We start from the raw sequence: 20277 nt of genomic DNA on the forward strand, positions 1-20277 counted from the left end.
CAATTTGGTGCCTACCACACCTGCGCGAGCCGTCAGACCGGACAATTTTCGTTCAAAAACAAGCTGAAAACCCGCATATTAACGACTTGTTTACTACGTTTGTACAAATGTAGGTGCAGCAAGTTTCTAAGGTTCTGCGTTCCCGAATTTGCGTCCGGCGACCCTTATCATTTGGAAAAGTGAATTTCTCATGGCAAATCCAGAGCTAGCTTCCGGTTCGCGTTCCAGGATTGATGATTTGAACGCGCATCGCGAGCGTCGCCCCGCATCCGCAGCCATGCAGGAGCTCGACCGCACGCTTGCCGGTCTTGAGCGCCGCCTGATGGAGCTGGAACAGGACGCTCCCGCAGCACCGCATCCGAACGCCCCCTCCTTTGCCGCTCACCAGCCTACCGCCCCGCGCTATGCGGATGAGACCGCAGCCGGTCTCGCAGAAATCGCCGACAATCTGCGCCGCCGTCGGGACAGCCAGGAACAGGCGAAGGCGCGCTTTGCATCGAGCACTGAGATCAGCGATGCCAGCCGTGAAATGTCGCGCATGCAGCGCGCTGCCAGCGAAGAAGGTTTTTCGCAGCGCATGAGTGACGATTTCGATCGCCTCAGCGAAAGCGTGCACCTGCTTGCCGAGCGCAGCAGCGAGGCCAATGCGCAGGCGCTGCGCCGCCAGTTCGATGAATTGAACCGCACCGTCCATACGCTTGCCCGCGAGGAAACCCTGCGCCGTATCGACAATCGCTGGGACCGCTTCGACGCGCAGATGCAGGCTTTCGAAAAGCGTCATGACGCCGTTAATCCGGCGCTCAACGCCATTGGCTCGCGCCTTGAGCAGATGCGCGAAGCCATCGGCACCCTGCCGCAGTCCCATGCTTTCAGCGCCATTGAAGAGCGGATCGGTAGGCTGACCCACTCCATCGAAGACGCGCTGAACCCGCAGAACGCAGCGCCTTTCGAACAGGATATGCTGAACCAGATCGACACCCGGCTTGACGAAATCAGCCGTGCGATCATCGCGACCAGCCGCGCGCAACGTCCCGATCAGGAAGATGCGCGTCGTCTGGAGCGCATCGAGAAGCGCCTTGCCGAGCTTGCAGACCAGATCGACGGTTCGGCTTCCCGACAGAACTCAGATGTCTTGTTCCAGAAGCTGAGCGAGCTATCGCAGCGCATCGATGTGCTGTCCAGCGGACAGGCTCTGCCCGATCGCATCGCCGAACAGCTCGCACACCAGATCAGCCTTCTGGCCAATCAGGTCGCCAAGGTCACGGAAAATCTGAGCCAGTCCGATTATCGCAGCGTTGAAGCCCGCCTCGAAGCCATTGGCCAGAAGCTGGAAAACGCCGAACGGCGCAGCCATGAGCCGGACCCTGCGGTTCTCGACACCATCGACCGCCGTTTCGCGGAACTGACCGAACGGCTGGATGCGCAATATGGCGGCCGCTCCATCGACAGCGACGCGATCCATACGCTCGAAGGTCGTCTTGACGACATTTCGCAGCAGATCTCGCTCGGCTTGCTGCAAGCGCCGCATTATGAAATGCCAAATCTGGCCGACAGCGAAGCCATCCGCAATCTGGAAGATCAGATTGCCAATATCGCCCACCATCTGGCCCAGCCGGTTGCCGAACTCGCCCAGATCAAGCCGCGCCTCGATTCCATCGAACGTTCGCTCGAAACGAACCGAGAGACCGTTCTCGACGCGGCGCGTGAAGCGGCGGAAAGCGCCGTTGCGCGTGTTCTCCAGCACGGTAGCCAGGGCGACACAGCCATTGCCCGTCAGCTCGCGGACGATATGAAGTCGCTGGAAATGCTGGCCCGCAATACGGACGAGCGCAACAGCAAGACCTTTGAAGCCGTGCACGACACGCTGGTCAAGATCGTGGATCGCCTGTCCCGGCTTGAACAGGATATGGGCGGTCAGGGCAGTGAAAGCCTTGCCAATCGCAATCCGGACAAGCGTGAAGACGATGCGCGCCCGGCCATGGCTTTGGCGGGCGACCCGGCACCGCGCTTTTCCGCTCCGGAAACCGGTGCCCCGCGCCTGAACACGCCTCGTTCGCCTGCAGCCGCTGCCGCCGAAGCTGCCTTTGCCACCATTCAGGGCGAAACCGCTGTCGTTGCTGCGCCCGTTGGCGAAGCTTCCGGCAAGTCGTCGCTGTTCGGGGGGCTTGCCAAGGCAATGCGCGGACGTCGCGCTGACAAGAACGGCGCGAATACCGATGGCGATCTCAAGGCCGAAAGCTTCGACAAAAACGACGCCCCGGCTTTCGAAAGTGAAATGGCCACTGTCGAACTCATCGTCGAGAGCGAACCGGATGCCCGGTTCGGCGGCGATCATATGCCCGACCTCAACTCCATCATGAAGCGCGTGCGCGAAGAACGCCGCCAGCGCGAAGATGCAGCCGACGCCGCTCTGGCAGCCAATGGCAAGGTTGATTTTATCACTGCCGCCCGCCGCGCCGCACAGCTTGCAGCCGCCGAATCCGAACAACTCCAGAAGGGTTCGGTCAAGGGCGCAGGCAAGAAGAAAAAGTCCGTTGGCGATGTCATGCAGCGTCAGCGCAAGCCGATCCTGATGGCAATCGGTGCCGTCATGATCGCCATGGCGGGTCTGCAAGTCGGCAGCGCCTTCCTCACCCGCGATGAACCGACCGACGCGACTGTCGATGTTGCTCCGCAGCCGGAAGCGCCCGTCGCTGAGACACCAGCAGCAGCACCGCAGGCTCCGGTTCAAGCTGAGGCACCACAAATTATCGAGCCGCGTCAGGAAAAGGCCGAAGCGCCCGCTGCATCGGAACCATCGTCCACCATTGAAACGGTCATCGCCAGCGCGCCGACCACTCCGGTCGAAGCCTCTGCGCCTGCAGAGACCACGTCACCTTCCGCACCCGCTCAAGTCGCTCTTCCGGCCATCCCGGAAGAAGCGGGTCCGGCTGCCTTGCGCGAAGCCGCCGCCAAGGGCGATGCCCGCGCCTTGTTCGAAATCGGCAATCGCTACATGGAAGGTCGCGGCGTCACCGCCGACTTTACCAAAGCCGCACAATGGTATGACATTTCCGCCGGTCAGGGTTTTGCACCGGCACAGTATCGCCTTGGCAATTTCAATGAAAAAGGCCTCGGCATGCCCCGCGATCTGGACAAGGCCAAGACCTGGTATCAGCTTTCGGCGCAACAGGGCAATGCAAGCGCGATGCACAACCTCGCCGTTCTGTTCGCAACCGGCGCAAACGGCGCTCCGGACAATGCGTCGGCCGCCCGCTGGTTTACCGAAGCTGCCGACCTCGGCGTGAAGGACAGCCAGTTCAATCTCGGCATTCTTGCCGCCAAGGGCCTCGGTGTCCCGGTTAATCTGGAAGAAAGCTACAAATGGTTCGCGCTTGCCGCCAATTCCGGTGACAAGGACGCCGCCCAGAAGCGCGACCAGATCGCCGAAGCGCTGAAGCCGGAACAGCTGGAACAGGCGAAGGCCACCGTCCAGTCATGGAAGGCAAAGCCGCTTAACGAGGCCACCAATTCCATTGACGTGCCGGATGCCTGGACGGAAGCCAAGCCGACCACCACCGGCTCGGTGGATATGAAGAAGGCAGTTCGCAACATCCAGCTTATTCTCAAGAAGAACGGCTATGATGTCGGCACGGCAGACGGCGTGATGGGCGGCAAGACCCGCACGGCCATTGCCTCGTTCCAGAAGGCCAACGGGCTGCAGCCAACCGGCAATGTCGATCAGAAGCTGGTTCAGCTGCTGCTGCAGAAAAATACATAGAAAAAGCGGCTAACCATTGCAGGAAAGTAACACGTCCCGCGCAAGGTAACCGTAATACCAATCGGCGTTTGACTTCGCGGATCGGGCAGCGCAAGACGGTTAGGTGAACAGGCCTCGCGGGATTGCGCGACCGCAGCGGGCCCGAGAAGCGTATGCGTCCGTGAGAGCCGGGTTCGGAATTGGGTATTTATCTTCCCATTGCAGAATTATCGGTCAACATGCTGGTTCTGCTCAGCATGGGCGCTGCGGTCGGCTTTCTTTCCGGCCTGTTCGGTGTGGGCGGTGGATTTCTGATCACGCCACTGCTGATCTTCTACAATATTCCGCCTGCCATTGCGGTTGCGACCGGCGCCAATCAGGTTATCGCTTCGTCTGTTTCCGGTGCGCTCGTTCATTTCAAACGGCGAACGCTGGATATCAAGCTCGGCCTGTTTCTCGTTGCTGGCGGTATCGTCGGCTCGCTGCTCGGTATTTTTGTCTTCTCATGGCTGCGCGAACTGGGCCAGCTCGATCTGATCGTATCGATCCTCTACGTATTTTTCCTCGGCAGTGTTGGCGGGCTAATGCTGGTGGAAAGCCTGCGCGCTTTGCGGCGGGTCAAGAAAGGCGGCGCCATACGCCGCCCCGGCCAGCACACTTGGATCCACAGGCTGCCGTTCAAAATGCGGTTTCGCGCCTCGACCATCTATGTCAGCATCATCCCGGTTCTCGGCATCGGCTTCTTTATCGGTCTGTTGTCGTCGATCATGGGCGTCGGCGGCGGCTTCATCATGGTGCCCGCGCTGATCTATCTTTTGCATGTGCCGACCAATGTGGTTGTGGGCACTTCGCTCTTCCAGATTACATTCGTGACCGCTTTCACCACGGTCATGCAGGCGACCACCAACCAGTCTATCGATATCGTACTGGCTTTCCTGCTGATGATTGGCGGCGTGATCGGCGCGCAATATGGTGCGCGCGCTGGCCAAAAACTGCGCGGCGAACAATTGCGCCTTTTGCTGGCCCTGCTTGTGCTGGCCGTTGCATTGCGTCTTGCCTTTGGCCTCTTCGTGCGGCCTGATAATCTGTTCTCGATCACGATAGCGGATTTTTGAGATGCGGAGCGCTGCCCTCGTCTCAGCACTCACTCTTTCGCTTCTCGCGAGCGCCGCATTCGCGCAAATTAATGCCAGTGGCGACGGCAATACAGTCCCACAGTTGCAGACGCCTGCGGAAGAAACGATCGATATCGGCCTTTCGACCGAAACCATCGCCATCACCTCCAACTTCGGGGGCACGGATCTGACGATTTTCGGCGCGCTGGACAATGCCGATCCGATGATCCAACGGCAGGGGCGTTACGATATTATCGTGGTTTTGCAGGGGCCGGAACGCAACCTGGTGGTGCGCAAGAAGGAGCGTTATCTGGGCGTCTGGATCAACGCCGATTCAGAGACTTTTCTCGGCGTTCCGCTATCCTATTCGCTCGCCTCGACGCGCAATCTTCAGGATATTGCGGATGAAAAAGTCTACCGTCAGCTTTCGGTCGGCGTGCGCAATTTCTATCTGAACCCGGAAGACCCTTCGAGCCTGTCGGGCAACATTCCGAAATTCGGAACCGAGCTTCGCGAGATGAAAATCCGGCAGGGCCTCTACAATCAGCGCATTGGTGGCGTGGAATTCGTGTCACGCACCTTGTTTCGCGCGACGCTCAACCTGCCAGCCAATGTGCCGGTTGGACGACACAAGGCGCGTGCACTTTTGTTTCGCAACGGCGTCTTTCTGCGCGAAGCCAATGCCGGTCTGGAAATCGTCAAGGCCGGTCTGGAGCAAAGCGTTTATAACGCCGCCCACCAATATAGCCTGCTCTATGGTCTGTTCGCGGTTTTTCTGGCGGTCTTCACCGGCTGGTTCGGACGTATTCTGTTCAGGAAAGACTAGAGCATTTCCAGCAAAAGTGCGAAGCGCCTACGCGGGGAAATCAGTTCACTGGACTGATTTCTAATCCCGCTTCGATGCGTCGGATAATGCGTAAATGCAAAGGTTCAACCGCCATGCAGCGCGCCGCGGGCAATCGGATAGACCTTGCCTTGCCCCAGCATATAGGCGCGTAACGTTTCATCGACAAAAAGGCCGCGAAAGGCGCGGTCCAGCACGTTGAGCGCGCCGGTATATGCACCGAAAGCGGGCATGATCAGCCTTTCGCCATCGCTGACGAAACAGGGACGACGCACGGAGCGCCCACGCCGCACGATGCGCGCCGCCGGATGCAGATGGCCCGCAATCTCGCCCTGCCCAAGCATGCGCGAGGGTTCGTGCCGGAACACAAGCGGTCCCACCGCCAGTTCCTCCACACAATCGCCCGGTAGATCGACCGGGCGTTCGGGATCGTGATTGCCGGTGATCCAGAACCAGTCGCGATTTTCCATCAGCGATTTCAGTCGGATGGCGTAAAGCGACGGCAGGCGTTCGCTGGCTTTCGGATCATGAAAACTGTCGCCAAGGCTGATGATCACCTTCGGCTGGTAACGGGCGACTGCCACAGCAAGCATATCGAGCGTTGCCGCCGTATCATAAGGTGGGATCAGTTGCCCACGCCGGGCGAAGGATGAGCCTTTTTCCAGATGCAGATCAGACACGACCAGCATGGCGAGATCGGGCAGAAACAGTGCGCCGGAAGGATCGCAAACGGCGGCAATGCCGCGCACTTGCGTGTGCGCGAGACTATAGGCCTCGCCATTGCTCCAGACAGCCGCTCTCATTCCGAAACCCTCATTCTCATTTCTTATTCCATCGCCTCGCGGATGAGATCGTCAGCTGTTTCCTCAAGCAGCATTTCATCGCCCTCGCCTGCCACACGCTCGCGCCCGATTTCCAGCATCACCGGCAGGGCCAGCGGCGAAATATGCTCAAGCGGCTTGTGCAAGATATGACCTTTCACGCGCGCCAGCATGTCGCCGAGGCGCTTGATATCGAGAAGCCCTGTCGCGGCATCCGCCCGCGTTGCCCGCAAGAGGATATGGTCGGGTTCATGGCCGCGTAGCACGTCATAGATCAGATCGGTAGAAACAGTCACCTGCCGCCCGGTCTTTTCCAACCCCGGATGACGGCGCTCGATCAAACCGGAAATCACGGCACAATTGCGGAAAGTCCGCTTCAAAAGATAGCTTTCGTCAAGCCATGCTTCGAGATCGTCGCCCAGCATGTCCTCATCGAACAGGCGGGTGAGGTTTAGCGAACCGGAGCGGATCATCGCGCCCATGTCCTTCAGCCCCCACAGGCCCAGTGAATAATCGGTGGCGACGAAGCCCAACGGATGGGCGCCCATCCGTTCCAGCCGGCGCGTCAGCAACATGCCGAGCGTCTGATGGGCCAGCCTGCCCTCAAACGGATAGGCCACCATGTAGAACCGACCACCCCGCGGAAAAGTTTCGATCAGCAATTCATCGGTGCGCGGCAGCACGGATTTGAATTCCTGCACCTCCAGCCACTCGCGCACCTGTTCGGGCAGAAACTGCCAGCGTGTGCGATCAGCCAGCATGGCGCGCACCTGAGAGGCAAGATAAGTCGAAAGCGGGAACTTCCCGCCCGCATAGACCGGTATTTTCGCATCCTGACCGGCAGCACTCGTGGCGATGCATTCGTTTTCGCGAATACCTTCGAAGCGTAACACCTTGCCCGCAAACAGGAAAGTGTCGCCGGATGTCAGCGTTTCCAGAAAATATTCTTCGATCCGGCCCAGAACACGCCCGCCATAGGCGCTGGCTTTCTTGCCGCCACGTGTGAGCCGCACGTTCAGCTCCGGCGCTTCGACAATCGTGCCGATGTTCAGGCGATATTGCTGCGCGATCCGCGGATTGGACACCCGCCACCTGCCATCCACCGTCTTGCGGATTTTGGCAAAGCGCTCATAGGTTTTGAGCGCATAACCGCCCGTTGCGACAAAATCCAGAATGCGATCAAAGCTTTGGCGGGAAAGGTTCATGTAGGGTGCAGCACTGCGCACTTCGGCAAAAAGCTGATCGGCATTAAACGGTTCGGCGCAGGCCATGCCGAGCACATGCTGCGCCAGCACATCGAGCGCGCCGTCGATCAGCGGCGGCGTATCCTGCGCGCCGAGATAATTGGCGTCGAGTGCGGCGCGACATTCCATCACCTCAAAACGATTGGCAGGCACGAGAATGGCGCGGCTCGGCTCGTCCATGCGGTGATTGGCGCGACCGATACGCTGTGCCAGACGGCTCGCCCCCTTTGGCGCGCCGACATGGATGACCAGATCGACATCGCCCCAATCAATACCGAGATCAAGCGTGGAAGTGGCGACAACCGCCCGCAACGTATTGGCGGCCATGGCCTGTTCGACCTTGCGGCGCTGGCTGGCATCGAGCGAACCGTGATGCAAGGCAATCGGCAGCGTATCTTCATTGATGCGCCACAGCTCCTGAAACAGCATTTCCGCCTGACTGCGCGTATTGACGAAAAGCAGCGTGGTGCGATGCGCCCGGATCGCCTCATAGACATCGGCAGTGGCATAGCGTGCGGAATGCCCGGCCCACGGCACCCGTTCCTCGGAATCGAGGATGGATATTTCCGGTTTCGCGCCACCATCCACCGTCACCAGTCCGGCTTTGGGATCGGTGCCGTCCTGCTCCACAAGCCACTGGCGCAATTGGTCCGGCTCGGCCACGGTCGCTGACAGCCCGATGGTCTGCAATTGCGGTTGCAGACGGCGCAGCCGCGCCAGCCCCAGCGCCAGCAAGTGGCCGCGCTTGGAAATCACCAGCGAATGCAACTCGTCCAGCACCACATAGCGCAATCCCTTGAAGAACTGGTCCGCCCCCTTGGACGCGATCAGCAAGGCCAGCTGTTCCGGTGTGGTTAGCAGAATATCCGGCGGTGCCAGTTTCTGCCGCTGGCGCTTATGCGCAGGCGTATCGCCGGTGCGGGTCTCGATGGTGATATCAAGCCCCATTTCCTCGACCGGCACTGTGAGGTTGCGATGGATATCGACCGCCAGCGCCTTCAGCGGCGAAATATACAACGTATGAACGCCGCGCTTCGCCATACCCGGCTTTTTACGGCCTTTCCGCTCAAGATCCACCAGCGCGGGTAAAAACCCGGCCAGCGTCTTGCCAGCGCCAGTCGGCGCAATCAACAAGGTCGATTGCCCGTCTTCTGCCCGCGCCAGCAATTCAAGCTGATGGGCGCGCGGAGACCAGCCCTTGGAACCGAACCATTCAACAAAACGGTCCGGCAGGGCAAAAGCGGCTGATGCGGCAGCGGGTTTCAAATTCAGTGTCACACGCCCAATCTAATAGCCACGCCGCATCACGCCAAGATGTTTGTTCACTTTTGTTCTCATTTTGTCAGCAATGACGCCACCCTTCTCTTTTCAGCGGAAAGGTGCTGACCTATCTTTGGCTTATGCGCTTCAATCAGCTCTTATGTTCCTCTCCGAAAGGTCTTTATTGCCCGCCCGGCGATTTTTACATCGATCCGGTACGCCCGGTGGAGCGCGCACTGATCACCCATGGTCATTCCGATCATGCCCGCGCAGGACACACCCATGTTCTGGCCACGCAGGAAACACTCGACATCATGCGGCTTCGCTATGGCGAGGGTTTTGCCGAAACCGTGCAGCCAGTGGCTTTAGGTGAAACGCTGACGATCAACGGCGTTCGCGTCAGTTTTCACGGCGCTGGCCATGTGCTCGGTTCGGCGCAAATCGCCGTCGAGAAAGATGGGACCCGCATCGTTGCATCGGGCGACTATAAGCGCGCCGCCGACCCGACCTGCGCGCCATTCGAGCCGATCAAATGCGATGTCTTCATCACCGAAGCGACATTCGCGCTGCCGGTCTTCCGTCACCCGGATGCATCGCATGAAATCGCAAAGCTTTTGAAATCACTCACGCTCTTTCCCGAGCGCGCGTATCTGGTCGGCGCTTATTCGCTCGGCAAGGCGCAGCGCGTGATCAAGCTCATTCGCAATGCGGGCTATAGTGATCCGATCTATATTCACGGCGCTTTGGAAACATTGTGCGACTATTACCAGATGCGCGGTATCGACCTCGGCCCCCTTGAACCCGCAACGCTGGAGCGTGGCGAGAAGCTGCCTGATTTTGCGGGTAAGATCATCGTCGGCCCGCCGACCGCCTTTTCCGACCGCTGGGCGCGACGTTTTCCCGATCCCGTTCCGGCCTTCGCCTCCGGCTGGATGCGCATCCGCCAGCGCGCCAAGCAACAGGGCATCGAACTGCCGCTGATCATCTCCGACCATTGCGACTGGGATGAGCTGACGGAAACGATATCGGAAATTGCGCCCGCCGAAGTCTGGGTCACGCATGGGCGGGAGGAAGCTCTGGTTCGGTGGTGCGAATTGCAGAACATTCCGGCGAAGCCGCTGCATCTTATCGGCTACGAAGATGAGGGCGATTGATGCGCGCTTTCGCCGAACTTCTCGACCGTCTGGTTCTCACCCCGCAGCGTAATGGCAAGCTACGCCTGCTTGCCGATTATTTCCGCACCACACCCGATCCCGACCGTGGGCTGGCGCTGGCCGCCATCACGCGCGATCTGGAATTGCAAAGCGTGAAACCCGCCATGCTGCGCGCCCTGATCGCGGAACGGACGGACCTGACGCTTTTCGCTTATTCCTATGATTATGTCGGCGATCTGGCCGAAACCATTTCGCTGATCTGGCCCGGCCCCAGCGAGACCTCGCCGGGCACCAATCTTTCGCTCGGCGTTGTGGTGCACGAACTGCAACATGCCTCGCGCCGTGAAGGCCCGATACTGGTTGCAGGCTGGCTTGATCTTCTCGGCATATCGGAGCGTTATGCCCTGCTGAAACTTGTAACCGGCGGCTTGCGCATCGGCGTTTCAGCGCGTCTTGCCAAACAGGCGCTCGCCGATTTCGGCGGCGTGGACGTGACGGAGATCGAAGAACTCTGGCATGGCCAGTCACCGCCCTATACGGCGCTGTTTGCCTGGCTGGAAGGCCTTGCTCCCAAACCAGCCGCAACTGCCGATGCGCCCTTTCGCCCTGTCATGCTGGCCACCGCACTGGATGAAGCAGAGATTTCCTCGCTCGATCCAGCCGCATTCAGCGCGGAATGGAAATGGGACGGGATTCGTGTGCAAGCCGTCTCGGAAAACGGGGTGCGCAAGCTTTATTCACGCACCGGCGATGATATTTCCGGCGCATTTCCGGATGTGCTGGAGGCAATGGACTTTGAAGGCGCCATTGATGGCGAACTTCTCGTCGGGCATCACGGTGAAACCGGCATTGAAACCGCCACTTTCTCCGACCTGCAGCAGCGATTGAACCGCAAGACCGTCAGCGCCAAACAATTGCGCGACTATCCGGCTTTCATCCGCGCTTATGATCTATTGCAAGACGGCAACCAGCAATCCGGTGAGGATTTGCGCGCCCTGCCCTTTGCCGAGCGCCGCAAACGCCTTCAAACCTTCGTCAGCACACTCGACCCGCGCCGGTTCGATCTGTCGCCCGTGCTGTCCTTCGCCGATTTCGGCGAACTGGCCGCCTTGCGCGTCAACCCTCCGCACCCGGTCATCGAGGGCGTGATGTTGAAACGGCATGATAGTGCCTATCTTCCCGGTCGCCCCAAGGGACCGTGGTTCAAATGGAAGCGCGATCCGTTCACTGTCGATGCGGTGGTTGTCTACGCGCAGCGCGGCCACGGCAAACGCTCCAGCTACTATTCCGACTTCACCTTCGCGGTCTGGACAGGACCGGAAGACGAGCCGGTTCTGGTGCCGGTCGGCAAGGCCTATTTCGGCTTCACCGATGAGGAACTGAAACTGCTGGACAAATTTGTTCGCGAAAACACCATCGAGCGTTTCGGCCCGGTGCGTTCGGTCCGCGCAGAACCCGATCACGGTCTGGTCGTGGAAGTGGCCTTTGAGGGATTGAACCGCTCAACACGACATAAATCCGGTGTCGCCATGCGTTTTCCGCGCTTCTCGCGCCTGCGCTGGGATAAACCGCCCCGCGAAGCGGATCGGCTTGAAACGCTGGAAAAGCTGCTCAGCTAAATCTCCTCCAAACCCGGAGAAGAAAAGCCAGCAACTCTCTGTTTTTCAATGACTACTGTGCATTCGCCGAAACGCGAATTTCGTAGATATCGACCGGCTTTCCGGTTCCGGTCAGATCGGAATTGATCGTGATGACACCGGCGCGGCCTGCCTTCTTGTCACCTGCGAAATCCAGATCGAACAGAAAATCGTTGCGCGATTCACCCACGTCATACCGTCTGCGCCCGCAATCGCCAAAGCCTGCGAAATCGCAACTGACAGACATTTGGGTTATCTTGCCGCCATCGGCCTTGGCGATGATATCGAATGTGGCTGTCTTGCCAGCGAGCTGGTCCAGAATGCCTTCGCCAACATCGAAGGTAACCGTATCGCCTTCACCGGAAGATTTCACGCGTGCAAAGCTGCTCGGGCCATCACGCAGGATTTCTGCGGTGGCGCGCCCTTGCACCGACATGCGTGTCGCTTCAGACGGCTGGAAAATGGTAATCCACTTCGCCCCGCCCGGCTCTTCACCATCCTTCAGCGGCGCGCCGCTTCCATCGCTGTGCAGCGGACTGCTGGATGGACCACGGCTCAAATCGATGAAGCTGCTATAAAGCGAATAGCCGATCATGACGGCGACAAACAGCACCAGCGCCGGAATGCCATAGCTGTAGAAGGGCGAATGCCGCTTCTTCTTGCCGCGCTTTTCCTTGCGCGAGACACCGCCTTCATAGCCGAGATCGGCGCTTCCGCCCTTTTTCTTCGTGGATCGGGAACGTATATCGCCGGTATCGAGCGCCGGAGCACTGCCCACAGCAGCACCCAGGACAGGATCATCGCGATGCGGCGCATCCAGCGATGGCTCTGCCTTGTCTTCATTCTGGCGCGGGGCGGAGAATTCCTGCTCGATGCTGGAAATGGCATCCTTCAGCTTCTGGCGGCGCTGTTCTTTTTGGGCGTCGCTCAAAGCAGTGTTGGCCGCGAGCGCGCGCTCATGGGCACCCCATGCGGATTCGTATATACGCTGACGGGTCGCAGGGTTATAAGCATCCGCTTTGGCAAATGCGTTTCTGATAGCGCGTTCTATACTATCCAAAGGCCACTCGTCCCCGTGTTCGCGTTTCCCGCCTGTGCTTATTCCTAAAGTTCCAAACCGACTTTCAGAAAGCGGCTTTTTCCAAGCCTCAGCGAATTTAACGTCTGAATCAAGGCATTTAGCCGTTCAATAACTGATTTGGCTACCTGATAAGACCCGCCTCGTTGCCAAATATCGACTTTCACCGTGCTTTTCCCCGAACCTTTGGTGCCGTCGCCTCACCCTAGCAGATTGAATCTGATGCAGAAACCTCATCCGACATGTGATTCAGCGACCGTTCAAGAGCATGATTTATCGGTCAGTTTCCTAAACTTCGCGGCAAATTCCTAGCCTAGCCATCTTCATGTTTTATCTCAGCTTTGTAACCCACCGGCCTAAATCGAACCGCAAAACCATGGCTGTTGCGACAGAATCATCATCCGAGCATAGAAGCCGAAGCTAAACCGAAGGCCTGACCATTCTTCGCCCGCGCGTTTTGTGCTGGCACCAGAGATGCTTACGCTTGGTTCCAAAACCGAATCTAATTTAATCTTTCGTATTGCCGTTCTGTACAGGCGTGGTAGAGATATTACGTTTACGCAAACGTCAATTTTTGAGGAGAATAATATGGCCTTGCCGGATAGTTTGAAGAACAGATTGCGCATTCCTGTTGTCGGCGCGCCCCTATTCATCATTTCGCATCCGGCGCTTGTGATGGCGCAATGCAAGGCTGGCGTCGTTGGTTCGTTCCCTGCCCTTAACGCGCGCCCTGAAGCGCAGTTGGATGAGTGGCTGGCTGAGATCACCGAAGGCCTCGCCGCTCACGACAAGGCCAATCCGGACCGTCCGGCAGCACCATTCGCGGTCAACCAGATCGTTCACCGTTCCAACAAGCGGCTGGAACATGATCTCGGCCTCTGTGTGAAATACAAAGTGCCGATTGTCATTTCTTCACTCGGCGCAGTGCCCGAGGTGAACGCAGCGATCCATTCCTACGGCGGCATTGTGCTGCACGACGTCATCAATAATCGCCACGCCAATTCGGCCATCCGCAAGGGTGCAGATGGCCTGATCGCTGTCGCAGCCGGTGCGGGCGGCCATGCTGGCCCCCTATCTCCTTTCGCATTGGTGCAGGAAATCCGCGCCTGGTTTGATGGCCCACTGCTTCTTTCCGGTGCCATCGCCAATGGCCGTTCGATTCTGGCTGCGCAGGCCATGGGCGCAGACCTCGCCTATATCGGCTCACCCTTCATCGCGACGACGGAAGCCCGCGCGGTTGATGCCTACAAGCAGATGATTGTCGATTCGACGGCGGCCGATATCGTCTATTCGAACTATTTTACCGGCATCGCAGGCAATTATCTGAAGCCCTCCATCACCCAGTCCGGCCTTGACCCAGACAATCTGCCGGAAGCCGATGCATCGAAGATGGATTTTGATCAGGCGCACAAAGAAGGCGCGAAAGCGTGGAAGGATATCTGGGGCTGCGGACAGGGCATCGGCGCCATTCATGAGGTTGCACCGGCGGCCACGCTGATCGACCGTCTGGAGCGGGAATATAAGGAAGCGCGCAGTCAACTCTGCGCTGGCGCATAAGGCACATTGCCAGCGCGTTTCGAACAGGGCCTCTCCGATGGAAGGCCCTGTTTTCACAAGGTTTGAAACAATCTGACCGTTTTTCGATTTCGGCCTTGCTTTCCGTTCTGCTTTTGGTTATCAGCGCACCGTCCAGACGGAAACGAATGGAATCTCTTAACGGAGTTGGAACGAAGGTTCCCGGGCCGCTTTAGCTCAGTCGGTAGAGCACATCATTCGTAATGATGGGGTCAGGTGTTCGAGTCACCTAAGCGGCACCAGCTATTCAATAAATTAGCTTCCACTAATATTATCAACAAATATTCTGCTCTTCCAGAACGGCGTCGCCTTCTCTACAAAAAACGCTCACTCCATAGCTGAAAGCGCTCTTGTCGCCTCTTTCAGCCGCCGCGCCATTTGAATGGCTTCGGAACGTAATCGAAACACGTTCGTTTACTGAGGCCTTCACCTCAAAGCGACGAGAAACATGGATCAGCTTCAAACCGCGCTTCAAGAGGCGCTAAAGTCCGACAATTTCAACGTTTGGCCACACGTCATCGCCTTGGCAGCCGCATACATTCTGGCGCTGCCGATAGGCTGGCATCGAGAACGAGAAGAACGAAGCGCTGGCCTTCGAACATTTCCGCTCGTGGCAGTGGCCAGCTGCGGCTTTATCCAGGCAACAGAAGGGATTACGACCGACAATCCCGAAGCGCTCGCCCGCATTATTGAGGGCGTCATCACAGGAATGGGCTTTATCGGCGGAGGCGCCATCCTTCGTTTAAGCTCGTCGGTGAAAGGTACCGCCACCGCCGCCAGCCTTTGGGCGACAGGTGCCATTGGCATTGCGTGCGCTGTAAATGCCTTTGACGTTGCAGTTATTGTGATGGCCTTTGCGCTGCTTACGCTCGTTCTTTTCTCGAATGGAAAATCGACCGCCCCACAGGGCGACACCGGGGATGAGCAATAACAACAAGGCCGTCTTCCCGTCATTTTACCTCAGATTTTCACCGCGCAGGGTTCCATGAGGGCGTTCATATAATGTCCGTTCGAGAGAAACAATTTGGCGCCAGCGGTGTTGTAACACCAACCGCGTATAAGCGTGGTGGAACATGCGGGAGCGGACAGTGGCTCAAAACAGCAGGGATCCGGAGGGAAGAATGGCGACCACCTATAAAACATTGAGATGCGGAAACGGCACCTGGTCAGTGGTGGATGGGGCAACCCAGCGCCCCATCACATTCAAAGGTCGGCTGCAAATCGCGTTGACAGAGGATGCCGCCCAAGCTGCCTTTACGATCCTTGAGCGTGTTCAACAAGAAAGAGAGCTACAGGCACAGGACGGGCGGCAGATGTAACGAATGGAGGCCCCTATGATTGAAAACGGATTTGATGTTCGGCGGGAGCACGACGGCACTTGGTCCGTTTTTGATAAGTTCAGCGGTGAAGTTGTTTCAATTGAGGGGCACGTTCAGGCGCGGTTGACTGAGACGGAGGCCAGAGATGCGCTCGATCTGCTCATTCGCAAATATATGGTTCGCCATCACGAAGATGGCAGCGGGCGACTGCCCTGAACGTCATTTTGTAGCAGGAGAGAGACATGAGTGGCGAACTTGAAAAGCAGCTCGAGATTGAAGAACTCGCGAAGCAATTATTTGATCGCGAAAACCCGGATCCTGATCTGGACTGGGATTCAACCGTTGGCAAAATCGTCAGCGGTGCCAGTGTGAGCGGCGGGGTCTCCGACGAAGTGAAAGACAACTACAGAGCAAGAGCTGCGCAGATACTCAAAGATCAGCCAGAGCACAAAGACAGCTAGGTTTACCGAACGATTAATGCTCATTTCGATGACCGACCGGTTATCCATTACTCTCTGCCATGGCCAAACGGCAAAGGTGCACTAGTTTAGGAACGGCAATCGCATTGGCAATTTGCTGAATTCATATGAAGCTAAAGCAGAGGAAATCGCTATGCAGCACAGAATTCACGAGAATATGGAAGTGATCGGCGCAGACGGTGTGCATGTCGGAACAGTGGATCGGCTGGAAGGAAACCGGATCAAGCTGAAGAAGTCCGATAATTCCGGACAGCACGCCGACCATCATCACTATATTGAGTTGGGCTTCGTCGCCGATATCGAAAGCGACAAAGTCAGGCTTTCGGCAAATGCCGATGTCGCTGTCACGCTTGAGGAAGAAGCCTCAGGCCGCCCGGTCGATCTGTAAACGCGATAACAGGAGAAGCCGGACGAGATGCCCGGCTTCGACCTGATGCTAGCCGCGTGGAAAACGCTGGTTATCCTCCAGCACGTTCAGGTCCATGTGGTTTCGCATATAGCGTTCGGATGCCTTTTGCAGCGGCTGGTAATCCCACGGGTAATAAGCGCCGTTGCGCAGGGCCGGATAGACCACATTGCGGCGGGCCTGGCTTGCGCGAACATTCGCATCGTAGAGTTCGAGGTTCCAGCGCCCCTGTGCCTTGTCCATCAGTTGTTCGAGCATCGCGCGATGCTCCGGGCACTTTGCCAAATTTTGCAGTTCATCCGGGTCGTCAGCGAGATTGTACAATTGCGGTGGATCGACATGACAGAGATTGAGCTTCCATGGCCCGTCACGCAGTGAAACCATCGGCGCGATCGTACCTTCAGCCGCATATTCACACGGCACCGCGCCGCGTTCCTTTGCACCCGAAGCGACTTCCAGCAGTGAAACGCCATCCGTCCACGGCATGATGCCATTGAGGTCGATGCCGGCAAGATCCGCAAGCGTGGGTAGCACATCAAGCGTTGACGCAGGCGTATTGATAAGGCCCGCAGGCATCTGCGGAGCGGCGATCATCAACGGCACCCGTGCTGAACCTTCGAAGAAGCTCATCTTGAACCACATGCCGCGTTCACCAAGCATATCGCCATGATCCGAGGTGAAGATGACGATCGTATCATCCGCCATGTTACAGCGCTCGATCACGTCCAGGAGGCCGCCGATCTTCTCATCGACGTAGCAAATATTGGCGAAATAAGCCTGTCGCGCCGCCCTGATCTGCTCGCGCGTCAGCTCATAATCCTCAGCCTTGCAGGCACGAAGCAGCCGCTCGCTATGGGGATCGATTTCGCCCTCCGGCAGAGGTCCGATCTTCGGATCGAGTTCCGGTATATCCGCATAGAGGTCGAAGAAGCGCTTGCGCGCAACATAGGGATCGTGCGGGTGAGTGAAGCTGACCGTCAGGCACCACGGACGCTTATCATGACCGCGTGCCAGATCGTAAAGCTTTGCTTCGGCCTGATAGGCAACTTCGTCATCATATTCGAGCTGGTTGGTGATTTCCGCAGAACCGGCCCCGGTGATGGAACCCAGATTGTGATACCACCAGTCGATGCGCTCTCCGGGCTTGCGATAATCGGGCGTCCAGCCAAAATCGGCGGGGTAAATATCCGTCGTCAGGCGCTGTTCGAAGCCGTGCAGCTGATCCGGGCCGACAAAATGCATCTTGCCGGAAAGCGCTGTCTGATAACCGGCATTGCGCAAATGATGCGCATAGGTTGGAATTTCGGACGAGAATTCGGCTGCATTATCATAAACGCCGGTGCGGAACGGCAATTGGCCCGACATCAACGAGGCACGAGCCGGAGCGCAAAGCGGGCTCGCCGTGTAGCAATTGGCAAAACGGGTCGAGCGTTTGGCAAGCTTGCGCAAATGCGGAACATGCAGAAAATCGGCGGGGCCATCCGGAAAGAACGTTCCGTTCAACTGGTCGACCATGAGAATGAGAATATTCGGCTTTTTCATTTGTGCAGAACCATTTGGCAGAAGTGAAACGCGAAATGGCGGGCATCGAAATGCCCGCCTTATAGTCTTTTGCGTCTGACGATCAGAGGCCGATGCTTGCCTTGACGGCAGCAGCACCGGGTTCGCCCTTCAGCGTCGTTACGCCTGCCAGCCACTTGTCGATCTGCTCAGGATTAGCTTTCAGCCATTCCTTCGCAGCCGCAGGGCCTTCCGCACCATCGTCCAGAATCTTGCCCATCAGTTCGTTTTCAATATCGACGGTGAAGGTGAGGTTCTTGAAAAAGGTTGCAGCGTTCGGGCAGTTCGCCGACCAGCCGGTGCGGGCCAGCGTGTAGACTTCGGCGCCACCATAGTTCGGACCGAAATAATCATCGCCGCCCGACAAATATACAATCTTCAGTTTGGTGTTCATCGGATGCGGCGCCCAGGCGAGAAACACCACCCAGCCCTTGTCCTTGTTCTTGCGGTCCACCTGCGCCAGCATGGCCTGCTCGCTGGATTCCACGATCTTCCAGCCGTCGAGCTTGAATTTCGGGTCTTCAATGATCTTCTGGATATTCTGGTTGGCGGGAGCGCCGGGCTCAATACCGTAAATCTCCTTGCCGAATTTATCGCCCTGCGCGGCAAGATCGGCAAAATCCTTGATGCCTTCGCTTGCGACATAATCCGGCACTGCGAGCGTGAACTTCGCACCTTCAAGATTCTTGACGATCACTTCGGCTGCTTTGGCCTTGTCGAGATCGTCGCGGAATTTCTGCTGAGCGGGCATCCAGTTGCCGAGGAAGACGTCGAGATTGCCAGTCTTCAGGGCCTCATAGCCAATCGGCACAGACATCGTCTTCACATCGGGCTTATAGCCAAGCCCCGTCAGCAGCACGCTCGCGATGGAATTGGTCGAGGTGATATCTGTCCAGCCCGGATCGGACAGGCGGATGGTTTCGCATGCAGCCGGATCGGCAGCATAAGCCGTTCCCGCCAGCCCGGTGAACGCCGCAAACGCCAGCGCAGTCGTCTTCAAATAGCGCATCGGTGACCCCTCCTTGATGGATGCATTCCGCATCTCGTACAATCAAAAACCGTTATGGCTTGCATTTCGACTTTCAGGAAAACACCATTTACGCTAAGGAAAAACCCATTCATTTTTTATTGGAGATATAAAGGTTCTTTATGGTTTCTCCATCCTGGGATCTTGGCAGCCTTGGCGTTTTCGAAGCGGTCGGACGTTTGGAAAATCTGACCCTTGCGGCGCGTGAACTCGGCATGACGCAACCTGCCGTCAGCTATCAAATAAAACGCATGGAAGACCGTTTGGGTGTTGCGCTGTTTGCAAGGCGGGCGCGTGGCGTTGAAATTTTGCCCGATGGGCGAATCCTTTATGAAGCGGTGCGCGCCGGTCTGGATGGGATAGAAGACGCCGTGCAGCAGATCAGGCGCAGGCAGCGCTCGCCCGGTTTGCGGATCGCAACCGATTACGGCTTTGCCACTTTCTGGCTGATGCCGCGGGTGGCGCAATTCAGGCCGAAACATCCCGAGGTGGATGTGCGGATCACGGCATCCTCCATGCTGCAGCCGCTCGACTATCGCGAGGCAGACATCGCAATCCTTTTTGGCGCGCGCAATGATTTTCCCGAAGGCTCCGTCCCCTTCATCGGCGAAAAGGTGGTGCCGGTCTGCTCGCCCGCTTTTCTCGAAAAATCCGGCGGCTTTCCCTCCGGTAAGGGGCTTGGTGCTGCCTCGCTTCTGCATCTCGACACCTTGCAGGGCGATCGCTGGTTCACCTGGCAATCGTGGCTGAATGCCATCGGCGAGGAGATCGATGACGGCAATTACGGCCTCGTCTTCAATACCTATAATCTGGTGATTGAGGCGGCGATTGCCGATCAGGGCGTCGCGCTTGGCTGGGCCGGGCTGATTGATGGCGCAGTGCAACGCGGGCAACTCGTCCACGCCTGCGACCGATCGCTAACGAGCGAAAACGGCTATTGGCTGGTTTTCAATCCCGATATTTCCGACACGGCGCGGGCGCTTGCCATGGAACTGATCGAGACACCCGACAACGGCTGA

The 20277-nt window shown here is 57.8% G+C and carries 17 protein-coding genes and 1 tRNA gene; 13 read left to right on the forward strand and 5 right to left on the reverse strand.

Features of this window, described 5'->3' with window-relative positions:
- Positions 1 to 538: 538 nt before the first annotated feature.
- From ABWW11_RS19540 to ABWW11_RS19550, 3 genes are all read left to right on the forward strand, one after another.
- Positions 539 to 3760, forward strand: coding sequence for a peptidoglycan-binding protein (locus tag ABWW11_RS19540; RefSeq protein ID WP_371831106.1), 3222 nt, complete (start codon positions 539 to 541; stop codon positions 3758 to 3760).
- A 218-nt stretch (positions 3761 to 3978) separates the two neighbouring features.
- Positions 3979 to 4854, forward strand: coding sequence for a sulfite exporter TauE/SafE family protein (locus ABWW11_RS19545; protein WP_235858985.1), 876 nt, complete (start codon positions 3979 to 3981; stop codon positions 4852 to 4854).
- A 1-nt stretch (position 4855) separates the two neighbouring features.
- Positions 4856 to 5680, forward strand: coding sequence for a TIGR02186 family protein (locus ABWW11_RS19550; protein ID WP_109367570.1), 825 nt, complete (start codon positions 4856 to 4858; stop codon positions 5678 to 5680).
- Between the two features lie 104 nt (positions 5681 to 5784).
- Here the strand turns inward: ABWW11_RS19550 and pdeM are convergent, their stop codons facing one another.
- Together pdeM and ABWW11_RS19560 are read right to left on the reverse strand one after the other, a co-directional pair.
- Complete coding sequence (gene pdeM / locus ABWW11_RS19555; protein WP_109367571.1) at positions 5785 to 6501, reverse strand: ligase-associated DNA damage response endonuclease PdeM; 717 nt, start codon at positions 6499 to 6501, stop codon at positions 5785 to 5787.
- A gap of 23 nt (positions 6502 to 6524) precedes the next feature.
- The gene (locus ABWW11_RS19560; RefSeq protein ID WP_109367572.1) at positions 6525 to 9041 is read right to left on the reverse strand and encodes a ligase-associated DNA damage response DEXH box helicase; all 2517 of its coding nucleotides are present in this window, start codon (positions 9039 to 9041) and stop codon (positions 6525 to 6527) included.
- A gap of 122 nt (positions 9042 to 9163) precedes the next feature.
- Here ABWW11_RS19560 and ABWW11_RS19565 point away from each other — a divergent pair, with 122 nt between their 5' ends.
- Positions 9164 to 10177, forward strand: coding sequence for a ligase-associated DNA damage response exonuclease (locus tag ABWW11_RS19565; protein WP_109368006.1), 1014 nt, complete (start codon positions 9164 to 9166; stop codon positions 10175 to 10177).
- Positions 10177 to 11796, forward strand: a complete 1620-nt coding sequence (locus ABWW11_RS19570) for a cisplatin damage response ATP-dependent DNA ligase (protein WP_109367573.1) — start codon at positions 10177 to 10179, stop codon at positions 11794 to 11796. The genes ABWW11_RS19565 and ABWW11_RS19570 overlap by 1 nt, the downstream gene beginning before the upstream one ends.
- A gap of 52 nt (positions 11797 to 11848) precedes the next feature.
- Here the strand turns inward: ABWW11_RS19570 and ABWW11_RS19575 are convergent, their stop codons facing one another.
- On the reverse strand, positions 11849 to 12874 hold the full coding sequence (locus tag ABWW11_RS19575) for a hypothetical protein (RefSeq protein ID WP_109367574.1): 1026 nt from the start codon (positions 12872 to 12874) through the stop codon (positions 11849 to 11851).
- 606 nt (positions 12875 to 13480) lie between these two features.
- On the opposite strand from ABWW11_RS19575, the gene ABWW11_RS19580 reads away from it, so the two are divergent.
- The 7 genes from ABWW11_RS19580 (at position 13481) to ABWW11_RS19610 (ending at position 16653) form a co-directional block, all read left to right on the forward strand.
- A complete protein-coding gene (locus ABWW11_RS19580; RefSeq protein ID WP_109367575.1) occupies positions 13481 to 14449 on the forward strand; it encodes an NAD(P)H-dependent flavin oxidoreductase in 969 nt (322 codons plus the stop codon).
- A 184-nt stretch (positions 14450 to 14633) separates the two neighbouring features.
- Positions 14634 to 14709: transfer RNA gene (locus tag ABWW11_RS19585), tRNA-Thr, on the forward strand.
- A gap of 206 nt (positions 14710 to 14915) precedes the next feature.
- Positions 14916 to 15398 (forward strand): MgtC/SapB family protein, encoded by a 483-nt coding sequence (locus tag ABWW11_RS19590; RefSeq protein WP_109367617.1) that lies wholly within the window; start codon positions 14916 to 14918, stop codon positions 15396 to 15398.
- Positions 15399 to 15588: 190 nt separating this feature from the next.
- A complete protein-coding gene (locus tag ABWW11_RS19595) occupies positions 15589 to 15786 on the forward strand; it encodes a hypothetical protein (protein ID WP_109367618.1) in 198 nt (65 codons plus the stop codon).
- Positions 15787 to 15801: 15 nt separating this feature from the next.
- A complete protein-coding gene (locus ABWW11_RS19600) occupies positions 15802 to 16002 on the forward strand; it encodes a hypothetical protein (protein ID WP_235858981.1) in 201 nt (66 codons plus the stop codon).
- 26 nt (positions 16003 to 16028) lie between these two features.
- A complete protein-coding gene (locus ABWW11_RS19605) occupies positions 16029 to 16247 on the forward strand; it encodes a hypothetical protein (RefSeq protein WP_124915973.1) in 219 nt (72 codons plus the stop codon).
- Positions 16248 to 16398: 151 nt separating this feature from the next.
- Positions 16399 to 16653 (forward strand): DUF2171 domain-containing protein, encoded by a 255-nt coding sequence (locus ABWW11_RS19610; RefSeq protein ID WP_109367621.1) that lies wholly within the window; start codon positions 16399 to 16401, stop codon positions 16651 to 16653.
- A gap of 48 nt (positions 16654 to 16701) precedes the next feature.
- On the opposite strand, the gene betC is transcribed toward ABWW11_RS19610, so the two are convergent.
- Together betC and choX are read right to left on the reverse strand one after the other, a co-directional pair.
- Complete coding sequence (gene betC / locus ABWW11_RS19615) at positions 16702 to 18213, reverse strand: choline-sulfatase (protein ID WP_109367622.1); 1512 nt, start codon at positions 18211 to 18213, stop codon at positions 16702 to 16704.
- 82 nt (positions 18214 to 18295) lie between these two features.
- Positions 18296 to 19240, reverse strand: a complete 945-nt coding sequence (gene choX, locus ABWW11_RS19620; protein ID WP_109367623.1) for a choline ABC transporter substrate-binding protein — start codon at positions 19238 to 19240, stop codon at positions 18296 to 18298.
- 140 nt (positions 19241 to 19380) lie between these two features.
- Between choX and ABWW11_RS19625 the strand changes: the two genes are divergently transcribed.
- Positions 19381 to 20277 carry a LysR substrate-binding domain-containing protein gene (locus ABWW11_RS19625; protein ID WP_109367624.1) on the forward strand — a complete coding sequence of 299 codons (897 nt, stop codon included), beginning with the start codon at positions 19381 to 19383 and terminating at the stop codon, positions 20275 to 20277.

The organism is Brucella sp. NBRC 113783, from assembly GCF_040372265.1.
Taxonomy (GTDB): domain Bacteria; phylum Pseudomonadota; class Alphaproteobacteria; order Rhizobiales; family Rhizobiaceae; genus Brucella; species Brucella teleogrylli.

Excerpts from the sequence above, each read along its gene's own strand:
- pdeM (WP_109367571.1), bottom strand. The coding sequence starts at position 6,501 with ATGAGAGCGGCTGTCTGGAGCAATGGCGAGGCCTATAGTCTCGCGCAC.
- ABWW11_RS19595 (WP_109367618.1), top strand. The coding sequence starts at position 15,589 with ATGGCGACCACCTATAAAACATTGAGATGCGGAAACGGCACCTGGTCA.
- ABWW11_RS19590 (WP_109367617.1), top strand. The coding sequence starts at position 14,916 with ATGGATCAGCTTCAAACCGCGCTTCAAGAGGCGCTAAAGTCCGACAAT.
- ABWW11_RS19600 (WP_235858981.1), top strand. The coding sequence starts at position 15,802 with ATGATTGAAAACGGATTTGATGTTCGGCGGGAGCACGACGGCACTTGG.
- ABWW11_RS19605 (WP_124915973.1), top strand. The coding sequence starts at position 16,029 with ATGAGTGGCGAACTTGAAAAGCAGCTCGAGATTGAAGAACTCGCGAAG.
- ABWW11_RS19550 (WP_109367570.1), top strand. The coding sequence starts at position 4,856 with ATGCGGAGCGCTGCCCTCGTCTCAGCACTCACTCTTTCGCTTCTCGCG.
- ABWW11_RS19625 (WP_109367624.1), top strand. The coding sequence starts at position 19,381 with ATGGTTTCTCCATCCTGGGATCTTGGCAGCCTTGGCGTTTTCGAAGCG.
- ABWW11_RS19610 (WP_109367621.1), top strand. The coding sequence starts at position 16,399 with ATGCAGCACAGAATTCACGAGAATATGGAAGTGATCGGCGCAGACGGT.
- ABWW11_RS19570 (WP_109367573.1), top strand. The coding sequence starts at position 10,177 with ATGCGCGCTTTCGCCGAACTTCTCGACCGTCTGGTTCTCACCCCGCAG.
- ABWW11_RS19540 (WP_371831106.1), top strand. The coding sequence starts at position 539 with ATGCAGCGCGCTGCCAGCGAAGAAGGTTTTTCGCAGCGCATGAGTGAC.
- ABWW11_RS19565 (WP_109368006.1), top strand. The coding sequence starts at position 9,164 with ATGCGCTTCAATCAGCTCTTATGTTCCTCTCCGAAAGGTCTTTATTGC.
- ABWW11_RS19545 (WP_235858985.1), top strand. The coding sequence starts at position 3,979 with ATGCTGGTTCTGCTCAGCATGGGCGCTGCGGTCGGCTTTCTTTCCGGC.
- ABWW11_RS19580 (WP_109367575.1), top strand. The coding sequence starts at position 13,481 with ATGGCCTTGCCGGATAGTTTGAAGAACAGATTGCGCATTCCTGTTGTC.
- betC (WP_109367622.1), bottom strand. The coding sequence starts at position 18,213 with ATGAAAAAGCCGAATATTCTCATTCTCATGGTCGACCAGTTGAACGGA.
- choX (WP_109367623.1), bottom strand. The coding sequence starts at position 19,240 with ATGCGCTATTTGAAGACGACTGCGCTGGCGTTTGCGGCGTTCACCGGG.